Source organism: Bradyrhizobium lablabi (genome assembly GCF_018129385.1).
In the GTDB taxonomy this organism is placed as follows: Bacteria; Pseudomonadota; Alphaproteobacteria; order Rhizobiales; family Xanthobacteraceae; genus Bradyrhizobium; species Bradyrhizobium lablabi_C.
On record NZ_JAFCLN010000020.1, the window covers coordinates 25,193 to 50,524 of the forward strand.

Annotated in this window: 21 protein-coding genes; 14 read left to right on the forward strand and 7 right to left on the reverse strand. The window is 63.8% G+C overall.

Annotated elements, in window-relative coordinates; all coding sequences use genetic code 11:
* Nucleotides 1-88: 88 nt before the first annotated feature.
* Nucleotides 89-1,003, reverse strand: coding sequence for a DMT family transporter (locus JQ628_RS28205; RefSeq protein ID WP_212227937.1), 915 nt, complete (start codon nucleotides 1,001-1,003; stop codon nucleotides 89-91).
* A gap of 228 nt (nucleotides 1,004-1,231) precedes the next feature.
* On the opposite strand from JQ628_RS28205, the gene JQ628_RS28210 reads away from it, so the two are divergent.
* On the forward strand, nucleotides 1,232-1,711 hold the full coding sequence (locus tag JQ628_RS28210) for a MaoC family dehydratase (protein ID WP_212227939.1): 480 nt from the start codon (nucleotides 1,232-1,234) through the stop codon (nucleotides 1,709-1,711).
* Nucleotides 1,712-1,724: 13 nt separating this feature from the next.
* Here the strand turns inward: JQ628_RS28210 and JQ628_RS28215 are convergent, their stop codons facing one another.
* From JQ628_RS28215 to JQ628_RS28225, 3 genes are read right to left on the reverse strand one after another with little or no spacing between them, the layout of a single operon-like run.
* Nucleotides 1,725-3,719: a S8 family serine peptidase gene (locus tag JQ628_RS28215; RefSeq protein WP_212227949.1), complete on the reverse strand. Its 1,995-nt coding sequence runs from the start codon at nucleotides 3,717-3,719 to the stop codon at nucleotides 1,725-1,727.
* 21 nt (nucleotides 3,720-3,740) lie between these two features.
* Nucleotides 3,741-4,955: a phosphatase PAP2 family protein gene (locus JQ628_RS28220; protein WP_212227957.1), complete on the reverse strand. Its 1,215-nt coding sequence runs from the start codon at nucleotides 4,953-4,955 to the stop codon at nucleotides 3,741-3,743.
* Nucleotides 4,956-4,976: 21 nt separating this feature from the next.
* Nucleotides 4,977-6,764 carry an adenylate/guanylate cyclase domain-containing protein gene (locus JQ628_RS28225; protein ID WP_212227959.1) on the reverse strand — a complete coding sequence of 596 codons (1,788 nt, stop codon included), beginning with the start codon at nucleotides 6,762-6,764 and terminating at the stop codon, nucleotides 4,977-4,979.
* A gap of 700 nt (nucleotides 6,765-7,464) precedes the next feature.
* Between JQ628_RS28225 and obgE the strand changes: the two genes are divergently transcribed.
* From obgE to JQ628_RS28240, 3 genes are all read left to right on the forward strand, one after another.
* On the forward strand, nucleotides 7,465-8,511 hold the full coding sequence (gene obgE, locus JQ628_RS28230) for a GTPase ObgE (RefSeq protein WP_212227961.1): 1,047 nt from the start codon (nucleotides 7,465-7,467) through the stop codon (nucleotides 8,509-8,511).
* 67 nt (nucleotides 8,512-8,578) lie between these two features.
* Nucleotides 8,579-10,216 carry an alkaline phosphatase family protein gene (locus tag JQ628_RS28235; RefSeq protein WP_212227963.1) on the forward strand — a complete coding sequence of 546 codons (1,638 nt, stop codon included), beginning with the start codon at nucleotides 8,579-8,581 and terminating at the stop codon, nucleotides 10,214-10,216.
* A gap of 120 nt (nucleotides 10,217-10,336) precedes the next feature.
* On the forward strand, nucleotides 10,337-10,576 hold the full coding sequence (locus JQ628_RS28240) for a hypothetical protein (protein WP_212227965.1): 240 nt from the start codon (nucleotides 10,337-10,339) through the stop codon (nucleotides 10,574-10,576).
* A gap of 75 nt (nucleotides 10,577-10,651) precedes the next feature.
* On the opposite strand, the gene JQ628_RS28245 is transcribed toward JQ628_RS28240, so the two are convergent.
* Complete coding sequence (locus JQ628_RS28245; RefSeq protein WP_212227972.1) at nucleotides 10,652-13,513, reverse strand: ATP-binding protein; 2,862 nt, start codon at nucleotides 13,511-13,513, stop codon at nucleotides 10,652-10,654.
* A 339-nt stretch (nucleotides 13,514-13,852) separates the two neighbouring features.
* Nucleotides 13,853-14,821, reverse strand: coding sequence for a Bug family tripartite tricarboxylate transporter substrate binding protein (locus JQ628_RS28250; RefSeq protein ID WP_212227980.1), 969 nt, complete (start codon nucleotides 14,819-14,821; stop codon nucleotides 13,853-13,855).
* A gap of 140 nt (nucleotides 14,822-14,961) precedes the next feature.
* Here JQ628_RS28250 and proB point away from each other — a divergent pair, with 140 nt between their 5' ends.
* From proB to JQ628_RS28300, 10 genes are all read left to right on the forward strand, one after another.
* A complete protein-coding gene (gene proB / locus JQ628_RS28255) occupies nucleotides 14,962-16,104 on the forward strand; it encodes a glutamate 5-kinase (RefSeq protein ID WP_212227982.1) in 1,143 nt (380 codons plus the stop codon).
* A 160-nt stretch (nucleotides 16,105-16,264) separates the two neighbouring features.
* Nucleotides 16,265-16,855: a GNAT family N-acetyltransferase gene (locus tag JQ628_RS28260; protein ID WP_212227984.1), complete on the forward strand. Its 591-nt coding sequence runs from the start codon at nucleotides 16,265-16,267 to the stop codon at nucleotides 16,853-16,855.
* A 106-nt stretch (nucleotides 16,856-16,961) separates the two neighbouring features.
* Nucleotides 16,962-18,254 carry a glutamate-5-semialdehyde dehydrogenase gene (locus JQ628_RS28265; protein ID WP_212227986.1) on the forward strand — a complete coding sequence of 431 codons (1,293 nt, stop codon included), beginning with the start codon at nucleotides 16,962-16,964 and terminating at the stop codon, nucleotides 18,252-18,254.
* A gap of 28 nt (nucleotides 18,255-18,282) precedes the next feature.
* A complete protein-coding gene (locus JQ628_RS28270) occupies nucleotides 18,283-18,924 on the forward strand; it encodes a nicotinate-nucleotide adenylyltransferase (RefSeq protein ID WP_283815838.1) in 642 nt (213 codons plus the stop codon).
* 206 nt (nucleotides 18,925-19,130) lie between these two features.
* Nucleotides 19,131-19,484, forward strand: a complete 354-nt coding sequence (gene rsfS / locus JQ628_RS28275) for a ribosome silencing factor (protein ID WP_212227991.1) — start codon at nucleotides 19,131-19,133, stop codon at nucleotides 19,482-19,484.
* A gap of 48 nt (nucleotides 19,485-19,532) precedes the next feature.
* The gene (gene rlmH, locus JQ628_RS28280; RefSeq protein ID WP_212227993.1) at nucleotides 19,533-20,012 is read left to right on the forward strand and encodes a 23S rRNA (pseudouridine(1915)-N(3))-methyltransferase RlmH; all 480 of its coding nucleotides are present in this window, start codon (nucleotides 19,533-19,535) and stop codon (nucleotides 20,010-20,012) included.
* Nucleotides 20,013-20,136: 124 nt separating this feature from the next.
* Nucleotides 20,137-21,399: a murein hydrolase activator EnvC family protein gene (locus JQ628_RS28285; RefSeq protein ID WP_249128538.1), complete on the forward strand. Its 1,263-nt coding sequence runs from the start codon at nucleotides 20,137-20,139 to the stop codon at nucleotides 21,397-21,399.
* The gene (locus JQ628_RS28290) at nucleotides 21,396-22,742 is read left to right on the forward strand and encodes a S41 family peptidase (RefSeq protein ID WP_212227997.1); all 1,347 of its coding nucleotides are present in this window, start codon (nucleotides 21,396-21,398) and stop codon (nucleotides 22,740-22,742) included. Before JQ628_RS28285 ends, JQ628_RS28290 begins: the two co-directional genes overlap by 4 nt.
* A gap of 161 nt (nucleotides 22,743-22,903) precedes the next feature.
* Nucleotides 22,904-23,236: an SMR family transporter gene (locus tag JQ628_RS28295; protein ID WP_212227999.1), complete on the forward strand. Its 333-nt coding sequence runs from the start codon at nucleotides 22,904-22,906 to the stop codon at nucleotides 23,234-23,236.
* A 134-nt stretch (nucleotides 23,237-23,370) separates the two neighbouring features.
* Nucleotides 23,371-24,210, forward strand: coding sequence for a universal stress protein (locus JQ628_RS28300; protein WP_212228001.1), 840 nt, complete (start codon nucleotides 23,371-23,373; stop codon nucleotides 24,208-24,210).
* A gap of 12 nt (nucleotides 24,211-24,222) precedes the next feature.
* Here JQ628_RS28300 and JQ628_RS28305 read toward each other — a convergent pair whose 3' ends face one another.
* Nucleotides 24,223-25,221, reverse strand: a complete 999-nt coding sequence (locus tag JQ628_RS28305) for an AraC family transcriptional regulator (protein WP_212228003.1) — start codon at nucleotides 25,219-25,221, stop codon at nucleotides 24,223-24,225.
* Nucleotides 25,222-25,332 lie beyond the last annotated feature (111 nt).

Here is a 25,332-nt window from a genome sequence, read left to right on the forward strand (position 1 = left end):
CGCGAGCACTGCTGGAAGCGTCGATGCCCGTTGGGAGCCCGGCACGATCCAATCGGGCGATACTGAAAACGTCCAATCGAACGCAGCATCACACCTGCGGGCCGACGTCCTGGGCCTCGCGCCCGAGCTGTTGCTCGCGCAGGAAGATATAGAATCCGGCGGCGATAATGATGGCGGCACCCACGATGGTGGAGATTTGCGGCACGTCGCCGAACACGACATAGCCGAACGCCACCGCCCACACGATCATCGAATACTGATAAGGCACGACGACGGAAGCCGGCGCCAGTTTCAGCGATCGGTTGACGCACATCAGCGCACTGACCGAGATCGCGCCGGCCAGTGCGAACAGGCCGAGGCTGCCCAGGCTCGGCGCCACCCAGCCGAACGGCGAGAGCAGCGCACCGAGCGCGAACGTTCCGACGAATTGCGTCGACGCCAGCACGATGTCGGGCGTCGCCCGCACCGAACGGGTGATCAGCATCAGAAACGCGAACGAGGTGGACCCGGCGAGCGCGATCAGCGCCGGCCAGCTCACGGTCTGCGACGATGGCCTGAGCGCGATCAACACGCCGCAAAAGCCGATCAGCACCGCGGTCCACCGCCGCCAGCCGATCTTTTCGCGCAGCAGAAGCCCCGACAGCGCGGTGACGATGATCGGACAAGCAAGGTAATAGGTGATGACGTCGGCAAGCGGCAGATAGACGGTGGCGAGGAAGAAGGCGGCGACCTCGAGGGTCGACAACGCGACGCGCAGCAATTGCAGCCAGGGGCGCTCCAACGGGAAGAACGCCCCGCGCTGCTGCCAGATCATCGGCAGCAGCAGCGCCAGCGCGGCGCAGGCGCGCAGAAACAGCAATTGCCCGACCGAATAGGTCCCGACCAGGAACTTTCCGAGCGCGTCGCCAAACGAGAACATGAAGACGCCGAGCAGCATCAAGCCGATGCCGGCAAGCCGCGCGGAGCGTTCGTCGTGGGCGGAAGGTTTTGCGAGGAGGGTCATCAGGACTGCTTGTTATTCTCTGTCATGGCCGGGCATAGCCGTCTGAAGGACGGCGTCGCTTCCGCTCGCCTATGTCCGGCCATCCACGTCTTTCTGCGCGGCAAGGACGTTTTAATGACGTGGATGCCCGGGACAAGCCCGGGCATGACGATTTGAACCAATTGTCGCAGGCGTGGCGCTCTGCGATATCAGCTCATCGACAACCCTCCTATGCACACAGGAAACGCCATGACCGAGTTCGATCCTGCCACGCACCGCATGGTGCCGGAGCAGCGCTGGTTCGAGGATTTCGTGCTCGGCGAGCGCTTCGTGCTGCCAGGCCGCACCCAGACATCGGCGATCTTCGCGGCGTTCCAGACCGCCAGCGGCGACACCCACCCGATCCACTATGACGTCGAATATTGCCGCGCCCGCGGCATGCCGCACCTGCTGGCACATGGCTTTCAGACGCTGGTGCATACCGCGCCGGGCGCCGGGCTGTTTCCTTTCATTACGGAGGAATCGCTGGTCGGCTTCCTCGAACAGTCGAGCAAATTCCTGAAGCCGGTCTATGCCGACGACACGATCTATCCCGCGCTCGAAGTAACCGAGCTGACGCCGGGTCGCACCACCGGCGTCGTGACGCTGCGCAGCACGGTGCACAACCAACGCCGCGAATTGGTGCTGGAGGGAATGCAAAAATTCCTGATCCGAAAGCGGCCGGGATAAGGCTCACGTCCGATCACGCACCCTTGCGTCGAAAATCGGCTGATACGGGCTCCGGCCCGGCAATGCGACCCTTGCCGAGACGCTCTTCCAGCGGCGAGCCCGGCAACGGCGCATTTGGATCGCCGTTCCTTGCAAGAAGCTGCACCGCAACGCGGTCGCTCGGAAGACGCTTTGTCATCTGCTCGGAAATCCGTCGTGTGACCTGCGGCGCTCCGACACTTGTCCCGCGAAGGGCCACCGTGGAGCCGCTGCGCGTGCCCGCCGCCAGGACACCGTGCAAGGCGACGGAATCGTCTGCGATCGCCGAAGCGTCGGGCCCTGTAAGCGGCGTCTGGATCGGGCCCGATCCCGAGTATTCGCTTGCGGTGCGGTCGCTCAGCCTGATGCCGCCGATGACCGTCACATGCTTGCCCGTCGCCAGCGCATTCTGGGTTCCTCGCCGGCGAATCACACTCGAGAGATCGTCTTGCTGTTTCGGGCGGCCCGCCAGATCAAACCGCACATAGTTCGGATCGTCGAACCGCGACTGCCGTCCCCAGAGCGGATGACCAAACGGGGTGTCACCGCGCTGAACCCAGGCCTCGACGTCGATGGCACTGCCGTGGTTTTCGATGATGATTTTCCAGGTACCGGACGGCGCGGTCCGCGGATGTGACGTCATCTCCGATGTCGGCGCCATCGCCAGCTTGATCCAGGGACGCCGGCCGGCCCGATGATAATATCTGGCGCGGAAACGCAGATCGTTGTGCGAGGGCCAGCGCCACTCCTCGCCCCGCTTGATCGGGGGACTGTACTCGCCGGTCGGCGTCTCGATACGAATGGCAAGGTTGGGGCGCGTGCCGTCCTGAAGCAATTTCGGCAACCAGATTTCCACGAAGCTCGACGCCTTGTCGTCGGGCTGAACCCGCCAATTCAATTGCTGAACCGGCGTATGGGTTTTTGTCCAGGCAGCCATTCTGAAAGAAGCGTGGCAACGCGACAGATAGTTATTCCCCGCGGGCAGCACGATGCTCAGGGGCGCGACGAGTTGCCTTGCCGCGATCCATTGATCAAGCGCGGCTTCCAGCGGTCCGCTGCCATCATGGGGGCCCGCAATCGAGCCGTAACTCAAATTGATCACGATCGGCAACGGCGCGGTGTCATCCTCCGCCGCGATCAAATCGGCCCGGTTGAGGATGTAGGCGATCGCGGCGTGCACCACCGGCGTCAGCAAAGCGCCTGACGTTTCCTGCGTGACCCATTTCGGCAATTGGACGCCGATGAGATAGGGGGAATCGTCGCCCACATCGTTCATGTCGAGCCCGCAGGCGACATCCATCACATGGGTGCCGTGACTGGCGCGGCGCGCCACCAGATTCTGGCTGGTCCTTCGATAGACCTCATCTTCATCGACAATGCCACAATGATTGCAGTCTTCCAGATGATCATTGATCTGGCACTGCGTCAGCTCGAGCCCCCAGCCAAACCCGGCAGTCGAACTTCCCGTTGATTCATCCTGGTTCCAGAAATACTTGAATCGCGTTTTGGTGTTGGCCGAGCGGAAGCGCTCGTGCGCGAAAGCCAATCCGTCATCGATAATCGCGACAATCGCCTTCTGCGACGGCACGCTGAGCAAAGGCTCAGTGGAGACCTCGGCCGGACTGGGCTCAAACTGCGTGAGGGCAGGCGTGCCCAGCTCAATGCGTCTGATCAACGGCGAGAGCGTGCGCAGCCTTGCCACGATTTGATCGCGCGCGCCGATATCCACGAAAGCCTTGAGCGCATCCTGCGTCATGATCGCCATGCAGAAGGTCATGTCCTCCCGGTCGAATTCACGCGAAGGCGTTCGATAGATCGACGGCACGCGGACGAGATCGGCAATCCTCGCATCCGTGACCGCGCCGGCAAAGGACGCGGCCGATCCGTTCAGTTCGAGCAGCACCCGGAACCAGTTGCCCTCCAGATACCTGAAGTCGGTGGCGGCGGCCCATTCCACGTAAGGCGCGATCAGCCTGTCATCGTCGTCCATGGCATGCTTCCTGCGAAGGAATCAGGGGAACAGGGGAGCGGTGCTCCATTCCTTGACCGATTCGGTCCAGAGCCAATTGAGGATGTTCGACACGGCGGGGGCCGTTGAAGGAAGGGGATCGAGGTAGGCCAGATTGTGGTTCTCGACGCCTGTCGCCGGATCGTAGAACTCATGGAAGTCGAAATCCCGATTGCCGGGATATCGCCGGCCGTCAAAACGCCATGCATCGAACTGCGACGCAGTGGTGGCGCCTTTGGCGCGGGCGATGAAATGGCGGGCGAGCGCAAGGCCAAGCACCTGCCCGGCCGCGGTGTCGATCGGGAAGTGTACACCGGCCACGGTGCGGTTGACCGCAATCCGCGCCGCCGCCCGCATCAATTGCTCGCCAATCTCCGGGGATGTGCTGCCCAGAACGTCGCCGAGAAGCTCCCAAAGAATGCGGGCGACCATGTGATTTTCGGTCGAGTGTCCGCTGGGGAACGTGCCGTGACCCGGCGTCAGGATCATCGGCTGTACCTGGGGAGACAGCTCGTTGGGCCTGCGGCAAGCCAGTGCATGCTTGACGCGCATCTCGACGAAATTTGCAAGGCGCAACGCGGCGTCGAGCAGTTCGATGGTCTTCTTGGTGCGATCGGGGTGAAGGTAGACCACCGAGCTCCAGAACGCGTATTGCGGGCCAAGCTGGGAGATGATTTCCGCGGCGCGGTCTTCGCGCAGGTCCGAATATTGATCCAGGAATTGCAGCTGCTCCAGGAACACCTGATCGTCAGGCCTGACGAAGGTGGTGATGCGGCTGGGCGCCGCCGCCGGCACCGGATTGTTTTGCGACGTCGTGATATTCAGACTCCAAACCGTCACCGCGTCGGGCACGCTGGTCTGGGCAATTGTTTCCGGGTGTTTCGAGAAATGGAGATTCGACAACAGCTCGAAATCAATGATCGCGCCGCGAACCCAGGGCTCCCAGTCCTTCAGGTTGCCCGGATTGTCGATCAGCCGCTGGTTGAGCGGCAATGTCGGTCCTTGCCAGGTCCCGACGATACCGTCGCGCTGCATGATCAGGGCGCCGGAAACGATGGGCGAACCGTATCCGCCATAGGCAGCGCCGCCTGCCCCGCCCGCCCCTCCGGCACCGCCCGCGCCGCCAGCACCACCTGCGCCTCCGGCCCCACCAGCACCTCCGGCACCGCCTGCGCCGCCCGCACCACCTGCTCCGCCTTCGGGACCCATCGTGCTCATTTGCCTGCCCTTTCCTCGACGCTACAGTGGCACCCCCGCACCTTCCAACGCGCTCGACCAAATCTTGCCCGTCTCGTAACCACCGCTCGGGTGATGCTTGCGGTAGCGGGTGACGGTGAGGCTCGGCTCAAGTCGAAGCAGTTCACTGACCGTCCGGCGCGCGTCATCGTGCAGGCCGAGCTGCCATTGCGAGATCGCAAGCGCGCGGAAGGTCGAGGTATGCGTGCGGTTCGCGCGAAGCGAAGCGGTCGCCAGATCGATCGCGCGCTGGTACTGACCGGCCGACAGCGCGGCGGTGGCGGCGAGCGAGTCGTAGAAATAACGGTGGGGATCGAGCGGCGAAAGCTTTAACGACCGCTCGGTGTGTGCGACGGCGATCGCTCCTTCGCCCTTGAACGCGTGAAGCGTGCCCTTGAGCAACCAAGCGAGGCCATCGTTCGGATTTATCCGCAAGGCGAGGTCATACTGCTCTTCGGCGGTGTCGAGCTGCTTCAGCAGATTGGTGTGAACGAAGCCCGACATAACCAGCGCCAGCGCGCATTGCGGGTCGGCACTCAGGGCCCGGCGGCAAAAATCCAGAGCAAACTGCGCATCGACCAGCGGATCGTTCATCCAGCCCTGCTGAACGCGCAGCACGTGCCATTTGGCAAGCCAGGCCCAGGGAACCGCCTGCCGCGGCAAGCGCTCGGTGAGCGCGATCAGCATCTCCCGTGACCGGTCGAAATCCTTCCGCGAGAGACGGTGCATCAGCGCGATCGCGCCCATCAGCAGCGTATAGCTTTCCAGCGTCGGCAACGGATGAGTCTGCGCACGCTGGAGTTCGCGCGACATGATCGCCATGCTGACGGCGGTCACGATGTCGTCGACGATCCCGTCGGTACCGCTGACGATGGCCTCGGCGTTGCCCTCGATCGTATCGGACCAGACCACCGTGCCGGGCTCGGCTGTCGCAAGCTCGACATTGAGCCGCAGCTTGCTGCCGACCGTGCGGTAGGCGCCGGACAACACATAATTCGCCGTCAGATAGCGGCTGACCTCGGCAACGGACACCTCGCGCCCGCGGAACACCGTGGTCGACAATCGCGAGATGACGTTGAGCTCGGAAGAGCGCGACAACGCGGCTATGACCTCGTCAGCCAGCACCTCGCCGACGACATGGTGATCGGGCCGTTCGGCGCGCTCGACAAACGGAATGACGGCGATCGTCGGACGCAGTTGCGGCATCGCCATGGTGCCGGGCTCGATCACTGGGCGTGGTCCCGGTGGGCCGACGCGATAGGCGCGGACCGGCCCCTGCACGTGCTTGAGATAGCACCCGCCAAGATCCTCGATATCGGCATCAAGCACAGGTGTGAGTTGATCGCGAACATCCGCGGACACGACGATTTCACCGGGACCTGCCAGGCCGGTGAGGCGCGCGGCGAGATTGACCCCCGAACCGTAGACGTCGTGCTCGTCGACGATCAGATGACCGGAATGCATGCCCATCCGCAGCATGATGTGCTGGCTGGGCATGACGCCGTCATTGATCGTTTGTCCGACCCGCTGAAGGGCAAAGGCGGCTTTCACGGCCGGCGGCACGACGGGAAATTCAAGCAGCAGACCGTCGCCAAGGCTCTTGACCAGACGGCCGCGGTGCGAAGGCAGCACTTCCTTTTCAACGACGCCGATGAACTTGCGCCATCGCTGCACGACCCCGGTCTCGTTCTCCTCCATGAGACGAACGGACTCGACCACGTCGGCGAACAGCAATGTCCGCGTAACCCATTCGGGACCATCCAACGCGCTGGGGCGATCGTCTTGAACCATCTGCCGCATCATCGTTCGGAAGCGCCTCTCATTGTTGGGCACGACCTCGCCATTGGCAAGGCCGAACGGTTTCGATTGTGAAGTTCGCAAGTCACGCCTCGGTCCGAGGCTCGCATCGATCCTGGCGCCGGCTTCTTCAGCCTCGGCGACAAGCATCCTGCCCGGTCTTCGGCTCTTCGCGTGTGAATTGCCTCATATTTTGAAGACTTTGTTCGAAGACGCCGGATCGACTACTACAGCTTGCAGCGCGCAAGCACAGCAGCCATCTCGCGAGCGAGATGCAGAGACCTAGAACGGCGGCACACGACGTCATCGAAGGCCGACCGCCTACTCGATCACCTCGTCCGCGAGGGCAAGCTGCGTGGCGGGGAGATCGAGCCCGCCGGCCTTTGCGGTCTTGAGATTGAAGATCCGCAGAAACTTGCTGGGCTGATAGAACGGGATGTCGCCTGCTCTGGTGCCGCTAGAGATCGCACGAGGGCCTGCTGAAAGGTTGCGAGCCTTTACCAGTTCCGGCGGCGTCGGTCGCGAGAAGGCCCGAAATTAAGGCTCTTCCTCGCTTTTCGGAGCCGCAAGGGTTGCCGCCGCGCCGCCGCTGCCTTACCTAGAGCCTCGGTAGAACCTAGGCCTTGGCCTGTTGGTTGACGCGTTTTATCCGCGCGAACCGGTCTTCATTCGCTCGAAAACGCTATGGTACGCCATGAAATTCCTTGACGAGGCTAAGGTCTATATCCGCTCCGGCGACGGCGGGAACGGCTGCGTAGCGTTCCGCCGCGAGAAGTTTATCGAGTTCGGCGGGCCCTCGGGCGGCAATGGCGGGCGCGGCGGCGACGTCATCATCGAGGCGGTGGATGGGCTGAACACGCTGATCGATTACCGCTATCAGCAGCATTTCAAGGCGCAGAAAGGCACCAACGGCATGGGCAAGGACCGCCATGGCGCCAACGGCAAGCCGGTCGTGCTGAAGGTGCCCGTGGGCACGCAGGTGTTCGACGAGGACCGCGAGACGCTGATCCACGATTTCACCAAACTCGGCGAAAAATTCGTGCTGGCCGAGGGCGGCAATGGCGGATTCGGCAATGCGCATTTCAAGTCGTCCACCAACCGCGCGCCGCGCAACGCCAATCCCGGCCAGGTCGGCGAGGAGCGCTGGATCTGGCTGCGGCTGAAGCTGATCGCGGATGCGGGGCTGGTCGGGCTGCCGAATGCCGGCAAGTCCACCTTTCTGTCGGTCGTCAGCGCTGCAAAACCGAAGATCGCGGACTATCCCTTCACGACGCTGCACCCGCAGCTCGGCGTGGTGAATGCGAACGGGCGCGAATTCGTGCTGGCGGACATTCCCGGGCTGATCGAGGGCGCGCATGAGGGCGCTGGCCTCGGCGATCGTTTTCTGGGCCATGTCGAGCGCTGCCGCGTGCTGCTGCATCTGGTGGACGCGACTACCGAGCATGCCGGCAAGGCCTACAAGACCGTGCGGGGCGAGTTGGAGGCCTATGAGGGGCAGCTTGCCGAGAAAATCGAGATCGTCGCGCTCAATAAGATTGACGCGGTGACGCCGGACGAACTGAAGAAGCAGAAGGACCGTCTCAAGCGCGCGGCGAAGAAGACGCCGCTGCTGCTTTCCGGCGCGACCGGCGAGGGCGTGAAGGAAGCGCTCCAGGCGCTGGTCGAGGTGATCGGCGAGGCGCCGGTGTCGTCCAAGGCGAAAGGCGGCGCAGAGCCGTGGGCGGCGACGCCGCAAAGCTAACGCATTTGCAATACGTCTTTTGATGTTGCAGCATCCTGGCGATTTTAATCGCTGAAGTGCCGGGGAAATGTCACGCGCGAAAAAGAACGTCTTGTGGATCATGTGCGACCAGCTTCGCCATGACTATCTCGGCTGTACCGGCCACCCCACGCTGAAGACACCCAACATCGATGCGATGGCCAAGCGCGGCGTGCGCTTCTCCAACGCCTATGTGCAGTCGCCGATCTGCGGCCCCTCGCGAATGAGTTTTTACACCGGCCGCTACATGCGCTCGCACGGCTCGCACTGGAACGGCTGGCCGCTGCGCGTCGGCGAGCCGACGCTCGGCGATCATCTCAAGAAGATCGGCGTGCGCAACGTGCTGGTCGGCAAGACGCATATGGCGCCTGATATCGAAGGGCTGAAGGCGCTCGGCATCGCGCCAGATTCCATCATCGGCGTGCATGTAAGCGAATGCGGTTTTGAGCCTTATGAGCGGGATGACGGGCTGCATCCGACGGGGCGGCCGCGCCCACGCTATGACAGCTATCTGCGCGAACAGGGTTTTGACGCGCCGAATCCATGGGAGCATTGGGCGAATTCCGGCGCGGATGCGAGCGGCGAATTGCAGAACGGCTGGCTGCTGGTGCATGCCGACAAGGCCGCCCGGATTCCGGAAGAGCTTTCCGAGACGCCTTACATGACACGCCGCGCGATGGATTTCATCGCGGAGGCGGAAATGGACGGGCGGCCGTGGTGCCTGCACCTGTCCTTCATCAAGCCGCACTGGCCCTACATTGCGCCGGAGCCCTACGCCAGCATGTACGGCCCTAAGGATGTGATGCCGGCGATCCGTTCCGAGAAGGAGCGGCAGGAGGCGCATCCGGTGTTCGCGGCCTACATGGACATGCGCTACTCCCGCAACATGGCGCGCGACGAAGCGCGGGAGAAGGTCATCCCGGCCTATATGGGGCTGATCAAGCAGATCGACGACCAGATGGGCGTGCTGATGCGTTTCCTCGAGGAACGCGGGTTGCTGGAGAACACCATGATCGTGTTCACCAGCGACCACGGCGACTATCTCGGCGATCACTGGATGGGCGAGAAGGATCTGTTCCACGACCAGTCGGCACGGATTCCGCTGATCGTGATCGACCCCTCGCGCGAGGCTGACGCGACACGCGGCACCGTCAGCGATGCGCTGGTCGAGGCGATCGATCTGGCACCGACCTTCATCGATTATTTCGGCGCGACGCCGGCGAACCATATCCTGGAGGGCCGCTCGTTGATGCCGCTGCTCCACGGCGGGCAGCCGGCCGATTGGCGGAAAGTGATCTTTTCCGAATACGACTATTCGATGCAGGACGTGCGGCTGAAGCTGAACCAGCCGATCGAGCAGTGCCGCCTGTTCATGGTTTATGACGGCCGCTGGAAATATATCCACGCCTCCGGCTTCCGGCCGATGCTGTATGACCTCGAGAGCGATCCGCAGGAATTTGCCGATCGCGGCGAAGACCCTGCATGCGCTGATGTGATCGTGCGGCTGCAAGCGGCGCTGTTCGACTGGGCGCTGCATCCGAAGATGCACATCACGACGCCGAACGAGAAGATTGCTGCCTACGCCGACAAGCAGATGCAGGTGAAAGGCGGCATCCTGATCGGTATCTGGGATGAGGCGGAACTCGCTGCCATCCGCGCTCGGATCGCCGCGCAATCAGCGCCGTGAAACTTCGATTGCCGTGATGCAATGGTGGTGAACGGCTGTTCAAGAAAGTTTCCTGTTGTTCCCTGCAACAGGGCCGCGCGGCATTCGTTCTCTCCACGTAGCAACGAGAGGAGAGGAACAATGAGGAAGCTCTCATACGTTCTGGCCGCGTTGGCGACCGTTGCCATCGGTGCGCCTACGGCGGCAAGCGCGGGCGGTTTCGGCGTCTATGTGGGCGGCGACCGCGACTACTACGGCGATCGCTACTATAGCGGCCCGCGAGCGCGCTTCTATGCGCACGACCGCGGCCTGCATCGCGGATGGTATCATCGCGACCGTGACCGCGACGTCGTGATCCGTCGTCATTACTGGGACGACTAATAGTAGGTGAGAAAATGGCCCCTCCGCGGGGCCATTTTCATATCGACCGGCCAGGCATTCGCTCCGGCATATTCGCTACAGGGCTTCGAGCAGCGCCCTGGCTTCCGTCAAATCCCGGGTGGCGAAACCTTCAGTGAACCGCCTATAGACCTCGTCGAGCATCGTGCGCGCCTGTGGAGCTCGACCCGTATCCCGCCACAGGCGCGCCAGGCTGACAGCGCTTCGAAGCTCCCACGACAGCGCCGTCTGGCGTCGGGCGATGTCGAGCGCTTGGCGGAACAGCGCCTCGGCCTCCGCCCGATTGGCGCCGTCGGTTTCCAGCAACTGTTCGCCCCTTGCCCGAAGAATCTCCGCCGTGCACCAGTTGACGCTGCCCGCGGTCGCGTCAGCCAGAGGCTGCGGGCAAAGTAGCTTCCAGCTAAACGTGCTCACGCTCTCCGCCTGGAAGGCGTTGAGCGAGGTATCGCCGACCAGGCCATCGCGCGCCTCCGGGTTCTGGTCCGTATTCTCGAGAAAATGCAGCGCGCGTTCATACGATTTCCCGGTGGTCTGCAAGACATGGAAGTTGATGCCGGAGCGAACTTCAAGGAGCATCGCCACATATTTGCGTGCCGCCTTCAGATCTCCGATCCAGAACGAGATGGGGCACGCCGCCCACATCAGAAAAAAGCTCAACGAAAAGGACTTTGCCGGCGGCGCCGACGCGGCCTGCTCCGCACCGTCGCCCAACATTTCATCGACGATATCGCGGACCACAGCCACGGCCTTGTTCGGCTGCCCGCTCAGCCAGAGAGCCCGCGCGTAGGTCATGCTGGCGCCGATCTTGTGGTCGTGCGTGAGCACAAAAGCGGGATCCTGCGCGGCGCGCCGTGACGCAACACGTTCCAGCACCTGCCCGGCATGCGTGATGGCCGCGGCCTGCTCCCCTAGAAAGTGCCGGGTCATCGCGGCCATTCTGCCATGCATGAACGCGGCGGCCGGATGATCCGGAACCCGGGCGATGATCTCGCCAATGCGCTCGACCCAGGGCATCAGGCTTTCATAGTCTCCGTAAACGGCCAAGGTCCCCCAACGCATCCAGACGAGTTGCACCTGGGCGTCGATGTCCCCTGCCCGCTCGGCGATGGAGAGCGCGTTTTCGGCTTCCAGATCGTCGCACACCCGGCCTTCGTGGAAGGCCGAATATTCGCGCGCCGTGTGCAGCCTTATGCGGAGGGCGTCGTCGATCTCCTCGCGTCCCTTTGCCAGCTGGATCGCCTGCTCGAGATAGAAGCGCAATTCGTGAAGCAGCATCAGCTTGAACCACAACGGCGTGGACGCAACGGCAAGTCTGATTCCGAGAATCGCGTCCCCGTCAGGGGCGAACGCCCAATTCAACGCGGCGCGGATGTCGGGAATGTCGCCGCTGTGCTGGCGCAACCAGTCGGCCGTGGGCGCCTTGATCCAGTTGCCGCCGTATCCAAGCGCACATTCATGCCAGTAGCGCGCGTGGCGCCGCCTCGCGGCCACCGCCTCCCCGCTCTCGGTCAACGCCTTGAGCGCATAGATTCGCAGCGATTCGAGTAATCGATATCTGGCGTTGCCGTCATATACTTCGACGGAGACGAGCGACTTCTCGACCAGGCCATAGAGGATGTCGACGAAGTCCGCCGTCAATCCTTCATTGGCAACCGCAGCAGCGGCTTCAATCGAGAAAGCGTCGGGAAATACCGCGAACCGCAGCCACGCAAGCCGTTCCTCGGGACCCAGGCTTTCAAAACTCCAATCGATCATCGCTTCCAGGGTCTGGTGCCTTGGAAGAGCCGTTCTCCGTCCCCGGGTCAGGATGCTGAGGCGATCGTCGAGACGATCGACGAGCCCCCGCAAGCCCAGCAATGTGATACTGGCAGCGGCAAGCTCGATGGCGAGCGGCAGACCGTCAAGCCTTGCGCAGAGTTCCGCCACCATCGGCGCGTTGTCGTCAGTTATTGCGCATGAAGGATCGGCGGCGACCGCACGTTCCGCGAACAATGCGACGGCCGGAAAGCGAAGCGCTTCGGCCGCGGTCAGTTGAGCCGGCATCGGCACCGCAAGCGGACCGAGGCGATGCACCCACTCACCGGCCGCACGCAATGGCTCCCGGCTCGTCGCCAGAATGCGAACCTCGGGCGCGCCCTGGAGAATGGTCTCCGCGATCTCGTTGATCGCGGCAATCACGTGCTCGCAATTGTCGAACACCAGCAGCATGTGCCGGCCACGAAGATGGGCGACGATGTCCGGCAGCGGCGCCTTGTCGGGCGAAGGCAGGCGCAGCAGCGATGCAAGCTGAGCGGCGATGAGCGGGCCGGTCAACGATCCGAGTTCGACGAGCTGGACGCCGTCCCGGAAGACATCCAAGACCTTCCTGACCACCGCCAGCGCCACGGTGGTTTTGCCGATGCCGCCGGCCCCGATGATCGTCACGAAGCGATTGCGCAGTAATTGAGCCTCGAACTCACCGATCTCCGCTTCGCGCCCGACCACTTGAACCAGGGGAATCGGCACAGGGGATCGCTCGGCCGGCCGCTCAAGCCTGGGCGCGCTTGCGACTGTTTCATTGTCGGACGTTCGCTCGACCCGCGCGACGAACACATAGCCGCGCCCCGGGACGTTGACGATGAAGCGCGCGCCGGACAGACCATCGCCGAGCGCCTTGCGCAGCGCTGCGACATGAAACCGCAAATTGGCTTCTTCGAGAATCCTGTTCGGCCAGACGATCGCGAACAATTCGTTCTTGCTGACGATTTGACCCGCCCGATCCAGCAAGGCGGTCAGGATATCGAGCGCGCGCCCACCCAAATGGATTGGCGAACCAGCCTTGGTGAGTGACCGCGTGACCGGCGACAGCCGAAAGTCCCCGAACACGAACGCGTCGCCGGGGCGCAACCTCTCCGGACTCGTCACGGCGGAATTCTCCATTGACCTCAGTCCTGGTGATCGTTGGGCGCTCGTGGGTCTTCTTCTTTAAGCCGGCAGGCCTTTTCCAACCTTTGCGGTCTTCTCTAAAAATGTCTCGCCGGAGGCCCTTGCAATTTGCCCCGGGTCACAGGCCATACCGGCCTCGCCGAGAACTGCGCGGGCAAGCCCGGCATTTCGGCGACCTCAACGCTGGATTTCAATCAGCAGGGGTCTCAACACCGAACTGTTTTCGGCGTCAGTCGAATTACGTGCTGATTATGCAGCCATGCGCACGGGAGAGTCGAACATTGCCGCGTCGCTCTTTAGTCTAGGGAACGAGGTCAATGACCGGGTGCCTGCCTAATTTGTGATCTTGTAGCCCGTCGCCTTCACGATCGGCTGCCAGAAGGCGGTATCGGTCGCGAGCGCCTTGGTCAGATTCTCCGGCGTCGAGCCCACCGGAATGAGGGTGACGGCGTTCAGCTTCTCCTTGATGTCGGGCTTTGCCAGGATCTCGGCCGCCGCCGCGCTCAGCTTCTTCGCAAAATCCGGCGAGGAGCCCGCCGGCAGCCACATGCCGTACCAGCCATCGGCGACGAGGTTGATGCCCTCCTCCTTCAAGGTCGGCACCTCGGGCAGGAACGGCGAACGCGTTGGGCCGCTCACCGCCACAATGCGGATGCCGCCGGCACGATGCTGCGTGATGGTATCGGATAGCGTGGTGACGGTGATCGGCAGATGGCCGGCGAGGAGATCGTTGATGATCGGCGCCGAGCCGCGATACGGCACGCGCGTCATCGAAGCGCCGAGCGCCTTCTCGAGCTGCCATCCGGTGAAATGCGGGATGGTGCCGCTGCTCGGCACGCCGTAGGTCGCCTTCGACGGGTTGGCCCTGACCCAGGCGACGAGTTGCTTGAAGTCGGTGACGCCGATCGACGGGCTGACGGCCACCACGAATTCGAAGCGAGCCAGTTGCGAGACCGGCACAAAATCCCTGGCCGAGTCGAAACTCGGCTCGTTCTCGACCATCGGCAGCAGATACATGGTCGGGCCGGTCGTCACCAGAATGGTTGTCGTGTCGGGCGCAGCGCCCTTCACCGAGCGGATGCCGATCAGCCCGTCGCCGCCGGTGCGGTTCTCGACGATAAAGCTGCGGTCGAGCGCCGCGGGAAGAAATTGCGCCAATTGCCGGCATAGCATGTCGCCGCTGCCGCCCGCCGCGAACGGAAAGATGATTTTTGTCAGCGGGCCGGATTGGGCCCACGCTGCGCTCGCCTTCGCGGCGGCCGATAGTGCGAGACCTCCGGCAACAAACTCCCGACGATTCATAAAGCTATCCTCCCGGCCATCTGCCTCATTACATCAGACCGATGGCCCCTGCGGAATAGCCATATTGTCCCAGAACGGTGCTTGCGAAGGAGGGCTGCGTGCTGCAAAACAGCGGCTCTTTGCCGGATTCCACACCCACCATGAAACGCCCTGCCCTCAAGAATTTTCGCCGCATCGTCGTCAAGGTCGGCTCGTCCCTGCTGATCGACTCGGCCAAGGGCGAGGTGAAGGCGTCGTGGCTGTCGGCGCTGGTAGCCGATATCGCCAAGCTGCATGGCGAGGGCCGCGAGGTCCTGATCGTCTCATCCGGCTCGATCGCGCTCGGCCGCAGCCGCTTGAGGCTGCCGCGCGGCCCGCTCAAGCTCGAAGAGAGTCAGGGCGCCGCTGCGGTCGGGCAGATCGAGCTGGCGCGGATCTGGTCGGAGGTGCTCGGAAAGCACGGCATCGGCTCCGGGCAGATTCTTGTCACGTTGCAGGACACCGAAGAACGCCGGCGCTATCTCAATGCGCGCTCGACCATCGCAAAATTGCTGGAATGGCGCGCGGTGCCTGTCATCAACGAGAACGATACGGTCGCCACCAACGAAATCCGCTACGGCGATAACGACCGCCTCGCCGCGCGCGTCGCCACCATGGCCAGCGCCGACCTGTTGATCCTCCTGTCCGACATCGATGGCCTGTATGATGCGCCCCCGAATGCAAATCCAAATGCAAAGCTGATTCCGATCGTGGAGTCGGTGACATCAGAGATCGAGGCGATGGCGGGCGCGGCCGAATCCGAGCTGTCGCGCGGCGGCATGTATACCAAGATCGAAGCGGCAAAGATCGCGACCACGTCAGGCACGCATATGCTGATCGCTTCGGGCAAGATCGAGCACCCCTTGCAGGCGATCGCCGATGGCGGCCGCTGCACCTGGTTCCTGACGCCGGCCAATCCGGTGACGGCGCGCAAGCGCTGGATCGCGGGCTCGCTGGAGCCGAAGGGCACGCTGACCATCGACGCCGGCGCGGTCAGCGCGTTGCGCGCCGGCAAAAGCCTGCTGCCGGCCGGCGTGATCCGCGTCGACGGTCAGTTCGCCCGCGGCGATGCGGTGGTCGTGCGCGGCCCTGATACGCACGAGATCGGCCGCGGCCTCGTCGCCTACGACGCCGAAGATGCCGAGAAGATCAAGGGCAAGTCCTCGCCCGACGTGATGGTGATTTTGGGCATCAGCGGACGCTCGGAGATGATCCACCGGGACGATCTGGTGGTGGGCGGGCCGCGCCACGGCGAACCGGGCTGAACCTCCGCGACCCTGCGCCGCGGTTGGTGGTCGCGAGCAGCATCGCCACATCAGCATCCTGATTGTTTCGCTGGAAGCGCAATGTCGGGCCATCCGGCACGCGAGACGGAGGCAATCAGACGACCGTCGTTTCCGCGAAACTGCAACCGCGAGTCGCCTCATGAATCCTTCGAAGCCATCCGCCGCTCCGACGGTAGACCTCGTCGCACCCGCCGACATCGAGCGGGCGGTCGCCGTGATCACCCTCGCCTTCAGTGCCGATCCGATGACCCGCTGGACCTATCCCGAGCCGGCGCAGTACCTCGCCATGTTCCCGGGCCTCGTTCGCGCGTTTGGCGGTGGCGCTTTTGGAGAAGGGACCGCGCATCACATTGCGGACTACGCCGGGGTGTCGGTCTGGCTCCCGCCCGGCAAAGAGCTCGACCAGGCCGCGCTGGAAGCGAGCCTGCCGCAGGGCCGGGAAGACGAGTTTGCCGCCGTCTTCGAAGGAATGGCTTCCTACCATCCGCAGGAGCCGCACTGGTACCTGCCGCTGATCGGCGTCGACCCGGCCCGTCACCGCAACGGTTATGGCGGAGCTCTCCTCCAGCACACCCTTGGCCAATGCGACCAGGATCATGTCGCCGCTTACCTCGAATCCTCCAATCCCGCCAATATCCCGCTGTATCAGCGGCATGGCTTCGAGCTGCTGGGCACGATCCAGGCGGGATCGTCGCCGCCGTTGTTTCCGATGCTGCGCCCCGCCCGGTGAAACAGGCCCGACGGCCCTGCCCGCGCCCATCTGCCATGCCGGTTCCGGACCTCGCAAAACCGGGATTTCCGTGCTAGGACATGGTCTTAACTGAAAGCTAAATTCCATGAACACCGCCCTGAAAGCCATCGACGTCTCCGCCGACCTGCCCGCCTTGATGACCGAACTGGTCAAAGGCGCGCGCGCCGCTGCGCGCGTGCTCGCGCTGGCACCGCCGGAGCAAAAGAATGCGGCGCTGGCGGCGATCGAGCGGGCGATCCGGGCCAACGCGCAAAAGATCCTGGCGGCTAATGCCGAGGACGTTGCGGAAGCGCGCGCGGGCGGCACGACCTCGGCCTTCCTTGATCGGCTGACGCTGACGCAAGCACGGGTCGATGCGATGGCCGACGGCGTTGCGACCGTGCGCGAAATTGCCGACCCCGTCGGCGCGGTGACCGAAAGCTGGCAGCGGCCGAATGGCATGACGATCGAGCGCGTGCGCGTGCCGCTCGGCGTGATCGGTGTGATCTTCGAGAGCCGCCCGAATGTTGCGGCCGATGCCGGCGTGCTGTGCCTGAAGTCCGGCAATGCGGTGATCCTGCGCGGCGGCTCCGACAGTTTCCGTTCCTGCCGCGCCATCCACGAGTGCCTGGTGCAAGGGCTGCGCGAAGCCGGTCTCCCCGAAGCTGCGATCATGCTGGTGCCGACGCGCGACCGTGCGGCGGTCGGCTTGATGCTCTCGGGCATGAACGGCGGCATCGACGTCATCGTGCCGCGCGGGGGCAAAAGCCTGGTGGCGCGCGTCGAGGCCGAAGCGCGCGTGCCGGTGTTCGCGCATCTCGAAGGCGTCAATCATGTCTATATCGATGCCTCCGCCAACCCTGACATGGCGAAGTCGATCGTGCTGAATGCGAAGATGCGGCGCACCGGTGTCTGTGGCGCGGCCGAGGCGCTGCTGGTCGATCGGGCGGCCGCGGCGACTCAACTCAAGCCGCTGGTCTCCATGCTGATCGACGCCGGCTGCGAAGTGCGTGGCGATGCCGCCGTGCAGAACGCCGACGCCCGCGTGAAGCCCGCCTCCGACGAGGATTGGGGCACCGAATATCTCGATGCCATCATCGCCGCGCGCGTGGTCGACGGCGTCGACGGGGCGATCAGCTACATCCAGAATCACGGCTCGCGCCACACCGATGCGATCGTGACCGAGGATGCCAGGGCGGCGGAAAAATTCCTCAACCAGGTGGATTCGGCGATCGTGCTGCACAACGCCTCGACCCAGTTCGCCGATGGCGGCGAGTTCGGCTTCGGCGCGGAGATCGGCATCGCCACCGGCAAATTCCATGCGCGCGGGCCGGTCGGCGCCGAGCAGCTCACCAGCTTCAAATACCGCGTGCACGGCACCGGGCAGACGCGGCCTTGAATCATTTTCCTCGCATGCGGGACGTTCGTTGAGAGAAGATTCCACGGCGTCGCACGCGATCCCGTTCTACACGCAGGGCATGCGCATCGGGCTGCTCGGCGGCTCGTTCAATCCGCCGCATGAAGCCCACCGCGCCATCAGCCTGTTCGCGCTCAAGCGGCTCAAGCTAGATCGCGTCTGGTGGCTGCTGACACCGGGCAATCCGCTCAAGGACCACAACGGACTGCACGCGCTCGCCGAGCGCGCGCAGGCGGCACGCGAAGTCGCCGGCGACCCGCGCATCGACGTGAGCTGTCTCGAAGCTGTCATCGGTACCCGCTATACTGTAGACACGATTACGCATTTGCGCCGCCGCATCTCGGGCGTGCGCTTTGTCTGGATCATGGGCGCTGACAATCTTGCGCAGTTCCATCGCTGGAAAGACTGGCGGCGCATCGCATCCGAGGTGCCGCTCGCTGTGATCGACCGCCCGCCACAAAGTTTTCGCGCGCTCGCCGCACCCGCGGCGCAGGCATTGGCGCGCTACCGTTTGCCCGAGAATGAGGCGGCGAGCCTGCCGGATCAGCGCTTGCCTGCCTGGGTGTTCCTCACGGGCATGAAACTGAGTCTATCCTCGACCGGACTTAGGAACCCGGACGGGAGCTGGCGGATAAATAAGCAACACCCGTGAGTGTCGTGCAGGGTTACTGGAATATTGAAACCATTAACCCCACATGCGTAGTATGGTCCGTGGGCGGCCCAAGGATTCGGTCGTCCGCGATACAGTGAAAGGAATGGTCCCTGGCCACATCTGTATTGTCCAAGTCTGTTTTACCGAAGGGTTCAAAGACCACTGGTTCAAAGACCGCGCGTAAAACATCGACCCCCACTACGGCCTTGCAGGCGCAACCCGACGCCGACAAGACGCTGAACATGATCCTCTCCCGCCTCGACGATATGAAGGCGGAAGAAACGGTCACCATCGACCTTCGCGGCAAATCGGCATACTCCGACTACATGGTTGTCACGACGGGCCGGGTAAACCGGCACGTCGGCGCGATCGCGGAGAACGTGACCAAGGCGCTGAAGGAAACCGGCATCAAGAGCATTCACGTCGAGGGCTTGCCCAATTGCGACTGGGTGCTGATCGATTCCGGCGATGTGATCCTGCACGTGTTCAGGCCCGAGGTACGCGAGTTCTACAATCTCGAGCGATTGTGGGCTCAAGGCCCGGCGGTGAAGGCGGTCTAGTCAGTTCGAGCCGATGCGAATCGGCTGGCGCGCATATACGGTGCGCGCATGCGCCTCGTCGTCATCGCCATCGGCCGCCTGAAGCAGGGCCCGGAACGGGAGCTTGCGGAACGTTACCGCGAGCGCTTCGACGACACCGGCCGCAAGCTCGGCTTTCGCGGCCTGGAGATTCATGAAATTCCGGAAAGCCGCGCGCGCGAGGCGGCAACCCGCATGGCGGAAGAAGCGGCTGAGATCTCGGCGCTGATCCCGGAAAAACACGTGCTGATTGCGCTGGACGAGCGCGGCAAAAGCATCGACAGCGCGGCCTTCGCCCAGCATCTGGGCCGCTTCCGCGATGAGGCCAGGGATGTAATTTTCGTAATCGGCGGCGCGGACGGACTTTCGCCCGAATTGCGGCGCAAGGCAAAGCTCACGATCGCGTTCGGAGCGGCGACCTGGCCGCACCAGATGGTTCGCGTGATGCTCCTGGAACAGATTTATCGGGCCGCGACCATTTTGGCCGGCCACCCCTATCACCGGGCATAGGGCAAAGAAGGCACTTTTCGACGAGATGCAATCAGCGCGGGACACTTCTTCCTCCTTGGGCACCGCCTGTCGCGGTCAGCGCATCTCCATCTCACTTTCGCTCGCCTTGTTGTCCGCGGCCGTGATGAACCTCTCACCTGCCGTTTCACAGACGGCGCCGCCGGCGCCAGCCGTTTCGCCCGAGGCGATAAAACAGCGCGAGCAGGAACTGGAAGCGGCGCGCGCGCAACAGAAGCGCGCCACCGAGCTACAGCAAAAGCTGCAAGCCGACATCGCAGCGATCGGCCAGGACCGCAGCAAGCTCAACCAGCAACTGATCGACATCGCAGGCCAGGTACGCGGCGTCGAGACGCGCATCAGCGATGCCGAGCTGCGGCTTGGCCCGCTCGATACTCGCGAGGCGCAGATCCGAAGCTCGCTGGATTCACGCCGGTCGGAGATCGTCGAAGTGCTGGCCGCCTTGCAGCGCGCCGGCCGGCGCACGCCGCCGGCCCTGCTGGTGCGCCCCGAGGACGCGCTGCAATCGCTGCGCACCGCCATGCTGCTCGGCGCCGTGGTGCCTGAGCTGCGCGGTCGCGCGGAAAGCCTCACCAACGATCTCGGCGAACTGGTCGCGTTGCGGAAAACCATCGCGGCCGAGCGCGACAAGATGGCGGCCGATCGCGACCGGCTGAAAGACGATCAGACCCGCCTCGCCGCGCTGGTCAACGAGCGGCAGCGCCAGCAGAGCGCGATCGAAAAGGACATGGAAGCCGAATCGGCCCGCGCCGTGGCGTTGGCCAAACAGGTCGACAGCCTTCAGGGACTGATCGCCAAGATGGAGCTGGACCTGAAGAGCGCGGCGAAAGCGGCCGCGGCCGCCAGCCTCCAAGGGGCGCCCGCCGCCCCCGGCGGCAAACCGAATACCGGGGCTCTCAGGGATCCCGCCCGTACCAGCCCGGCGGTGGCCTTTGCCTCCGCCAAGGGACTATTCGCCTACCCGGTTAACGGCATCAAGATTCGCGATTTTGGCGGTTCCGACGGCGCCGGTGGCGTGGAAAAAGGCATTTCTTTGGCGGCCAAGGCCGGGGCCCAGGTCACAACACCTTGTGACGGCTGGGTTGTTTACGCCGGCCCTTTCCGCAGCTACGGTCAACTCTTGATCCTCAATGCCGGGGGCGGGTATCATGTCCTGATCGCCGGGATGGAGCGCATTTCGGTCAGCATCGGCCAGTTTGTACTTACGGGTGAGCCGGTCGCGATCATGGGAAAAACCTCGCAGGTCGCATCGATCCTCGCGACTACCGCGAGTCAGCCCGTGCTCTATGTCGAGTTCCGCAAGGACGGCACTCCAATCGATCCAGGCCCATGGTGGGCCGCAAATGAAGGCGAAAAGGTTCGCGGATGATGCGCAAGACTTCAGTAATTCTTCTCAGCGCCGCCACCGGTGCAGCACTGACGCTGTTCGTTACCCAACCCCGGTCCGTGCTGATGGGCTCGAGCGCGCGCGCCGCGACCTCCGACACCTATCGCCAGCTCAATCTGTTCGGCGACGTCTTCGAGCGGGTGCGCAGCGACTATGTCGAGAAGCCCGATGATTCGAAGCTGGTCGAATCCGCCATCAGCGGCATGCTGGCCGGCCTCGATCCGCATTCGAGCTACATGGATGCGAAGAGCTTCCGCGACATGCAGGTGCAGACCCGCGGCGAGTTCGGCGGTCTCGGCATCGAAGTCACGATGGAAGACGGCCTGATCAAGGTCGTCTCTCCGATCGACGATACCCCGGCCTCGAAGGCCGGCATCATGGCGAACGACATCATCACCACGCTCGACGACGAGCAGGTGCAGGGCCTCACCCTGAACCAGGCGGTGGAAAAGATGCGCGGCCCGGTCAACACCAAGATCCGGCTGAAGATCATCCGCAAGGGCCAGGACAATCCGATCGAAGTCACGCTGGTACGCGACAATATCCGCGTCCGCTCGGTGCGCGCGCGCGTCGAGCAGGACGACATCGCCTATATCCGCATCACCACCTTCAACGAGCAGACCACCGAAGGCCTCAAGCGCGAGGTCAACAACCTGTCCAACCAGCTCGGCGACAAGCTCAAGGGCTTCATCATCGACCTGCGCAACAATCCGGGTGGATTGCTGGAAGAAGCCGTGACCGTCTCCGACGCCTTCCTTGAGCGCGGCGAGATCGTCTCCACCCGCGGCCGCAACGCGGAAGAGACCCAGCGCCGCGCAGCGCATACCGGCGACCTGACCAAGGGCAAGCCGGTCATCGTGCTGATCAACGGCGGCTCGGCTTCGGCCTCCGAAATCGTCGCCGGCGCGCTCCAGGACCACAAGCGCGCGACGCTGGTCGGCACCCGTTCGTTCGGCAAGGGTTCGGTGCAGACCATCATCCCGCTCGGCTCGGGCAACGGCGCGCTGCGTCTCACCACCGCGCGCTACTACACGCCGTCGGGCAAGTCGATCCAGGCCAAGGGCATCGTGCCCGACATCGAGGTGTTGCAGGACGTGCCGGATGAGCTGAAGGCGCGCACCGACACCAAGGGCGAAGCCTCGCTGCGCGGCCATCTGAAGAACGACGGCGACGAGAAGACCGGCTCGCAATCCTACGTGCCGCCGGATGCCAAGGACGACAAGGCGCTGAAGACCGCCGCCGACCTGCTGCATGGCATCAAGGCGACCGCCAGCACCAGCCCGCCCGCCACCGCCGACAAGCCCGCGGCCAAGGCGGCGAACTGAGCAGGTTTCACTGATGCTATTTGTGAAAGGGCGGCCTTCGGGCCGCCCTTTTCGTTTGAGGTGACGATCCCCGGCAAATGCCCGCATGCTCGCGCAAAGGTGAACGTGACGATCCCAGCCGTTTCTGATGATGAAGGGCTTCCACATCACGGAGGTCCTTCATGCCAGCCTACGCCATCCTCGCCCTCGCCATTGTCGGAGAGGTCGTCGCGACATCAGCGATGAAGGCCTCGGAGGGATTCACCAGGCTGGGCCCTTCGGTGCTGGTTGTGGCTGGCTACGCTGCCGCATTCTTCCTGCTCGCCAGCATCCTCGATCGGATACCCGTTGGCATTGCCTACGCCATATGGGCGGGCGGCGGCATCGTGCTGGTCGCGGTCATTGCCTGGGCTGTCTATGGACAGCGCCCCGACTTTGCGGGCGTGGTGGGTATGGGCCTCATCGTGGCCGGCGTTCTCGTTCTCAATCTGCTGTCCAGGACGGCCGTGCACTAGCTGGCCATGCTCCGGGTCGCGGGAGCGATCGTCCCAGCCGGTGGGACTTTCGTCGCCGGCTTACAGGGATTAGCCTGTCGGGAATCAGGGTCACGAACCCTGCTGGATGCTCGTAGCGAAGCGGAGGTCCGAGGATGAAGACGATCCTGGTGCCCACCCAGAACATTGCAGCGATGAAACCGGCGCTCGAGGTGGCGGTGCTGCTCGCGCGGCGTACCGGCGCCTACATCGAGGGTTTCCCGCTGCGGGTTGCCATCCCTCCGTATGTCGTGGCGGAATTGAGCGCCGGCTTTACCCTGGACGCCTACGATTCGCAGCGCGAGGAAGAAACGTCGGAACTGCGGCGTCTGTTCGAGACCTTCATGCAAGGTCACGGCATCCCGGCGGCCGGCACAACCGAGGAGTCGCCTTCCTTCGGGTGGTTTGCCGCTGCGCCGGACGATGACAGTTTCATTGGAAGCCGCGGCCGCGCGTTCGACGTCACTGTCATGAGCAGGCCGGGTGCAGATTCGACCAGCCTGCACCAGCGTGCCGTCGAATTCGGATTGTTCGAGAGCGGCCGGCCCGTTCTGCTGGCGCCACCTGCGGGCGCGAAGCAGATCGCAACCAACATCATGATCCATTGGAACGGCAGCACCGAGCAGGCGCGCGCGAACGCCTTTGCGATGCCGCTGTTGCATCTTGCCGACCGTGTCTCGGTATTGACCGTCGCCGGCGGACAAGATGTGCCAGGGCCGTCCGCCGATGACATCATCAGGCAGTTGCGGCACAACGGGATCGCCGCCAGACCCGTCCGCGTCAAGTTGGGGGACCGCGACACCGGCGAGGCGGTGCTGGACGCAGCCAGGGCGGAAGGTTGCGACCTCTTGGTCAAGGGAGCCTTTACCCGCAACAGGCTGCGGCAAATGATCTTCGGCGGCGCTACCAGCTACATCATGGAGCACGCCGACCTGCCGGTCCTGATGGCGCACTGAGAAAGGAACGCCTTACACCTCTCCGGGCGGGGTGCAGCCTGGCTTGTCGCCGCCGGTTGATCCCGATCGCCGGAATTGTCCCGGCGGCATACCGAACTCGCGCTTGAATGCGCGATTGAACGCGGCTTCCGACTCGTACCCGACCTCGGACGCCACCTGTAGCACCGCCTCGCGGGTCGTCTGCAACATTCTCGCAGCGAGCTGCAATCGCCAGCGCGCCAGATAGGTCAATGGCGGCTCGCCGAGAAACCGCGAAAACCTCTCGGCCAGCACCGAGCGCGAGACGCCCGTCTCGGCGGCAAGTTCGTCCATGCTCCAATGATGCCGGGGTTTTCGATGCAACAGCGCCAGTGCACCGCCGACGACCGGATCCCGCGCGCCCGCAAGCCAGCCGGTCTGCTCCGGCGGTAGCGCGTCCATGTAGCGGCGAATGCTCTCGATGAAGAGCGCCTCCGCCATCTTCGAGAGCAGGACCGACTGCCCCGGCCGCGCCGATCCAGCCTGCGAGACGAGATGGCGAACCGAGTTCTCCAGCCACGCGCCGGCCGCGTCCCCGCGCAGGTTGATCTTGATCATCAGCGGCAGGCCGGCCAGAAACAGCCGATCCGCATGGCGCTCGCAGCCGAAATAGCCGCAGACAAACCTCGTCGTCTCACCGCCGCCGCCCAGCCGCATCGTGGTCAGGCTGCCCGCCAAGTATTGGTCGAGCGAGGCTCCGCTGTCGAGGAAGGTCGATGGCGAGCCGTTCGACACCGTATGCGCATCGCCATGCGGGATGATCAGGATGTCTCCGGCGACAACGGGTATCTCCGCCTCGCCCGGGAAGCACACCACCGCCTTGCCATCGGTGACCAGGTGATAGCTGACCAACCGCTCGGTTCCGGGGGCGAGGACGTGGGCAACGTTACGCAGGTGCGGCACCGCGAACCCCCAAGGGGCGGTGCACTCCGCGTGATAGAAAATCGCGCCAGTCATGCGCACTGACGTCAGCGCATCAGATAGAGCATCCATTTTGCGTGCTCCGCCGGCCGTGACCTCCCGAATACGCGGCAAAGAAGCACGGATTTCCGGCAAAGTTTGGAATTTGGGCTTGCTCTAGCCTGAACCTGAGGCCGGCCGTCG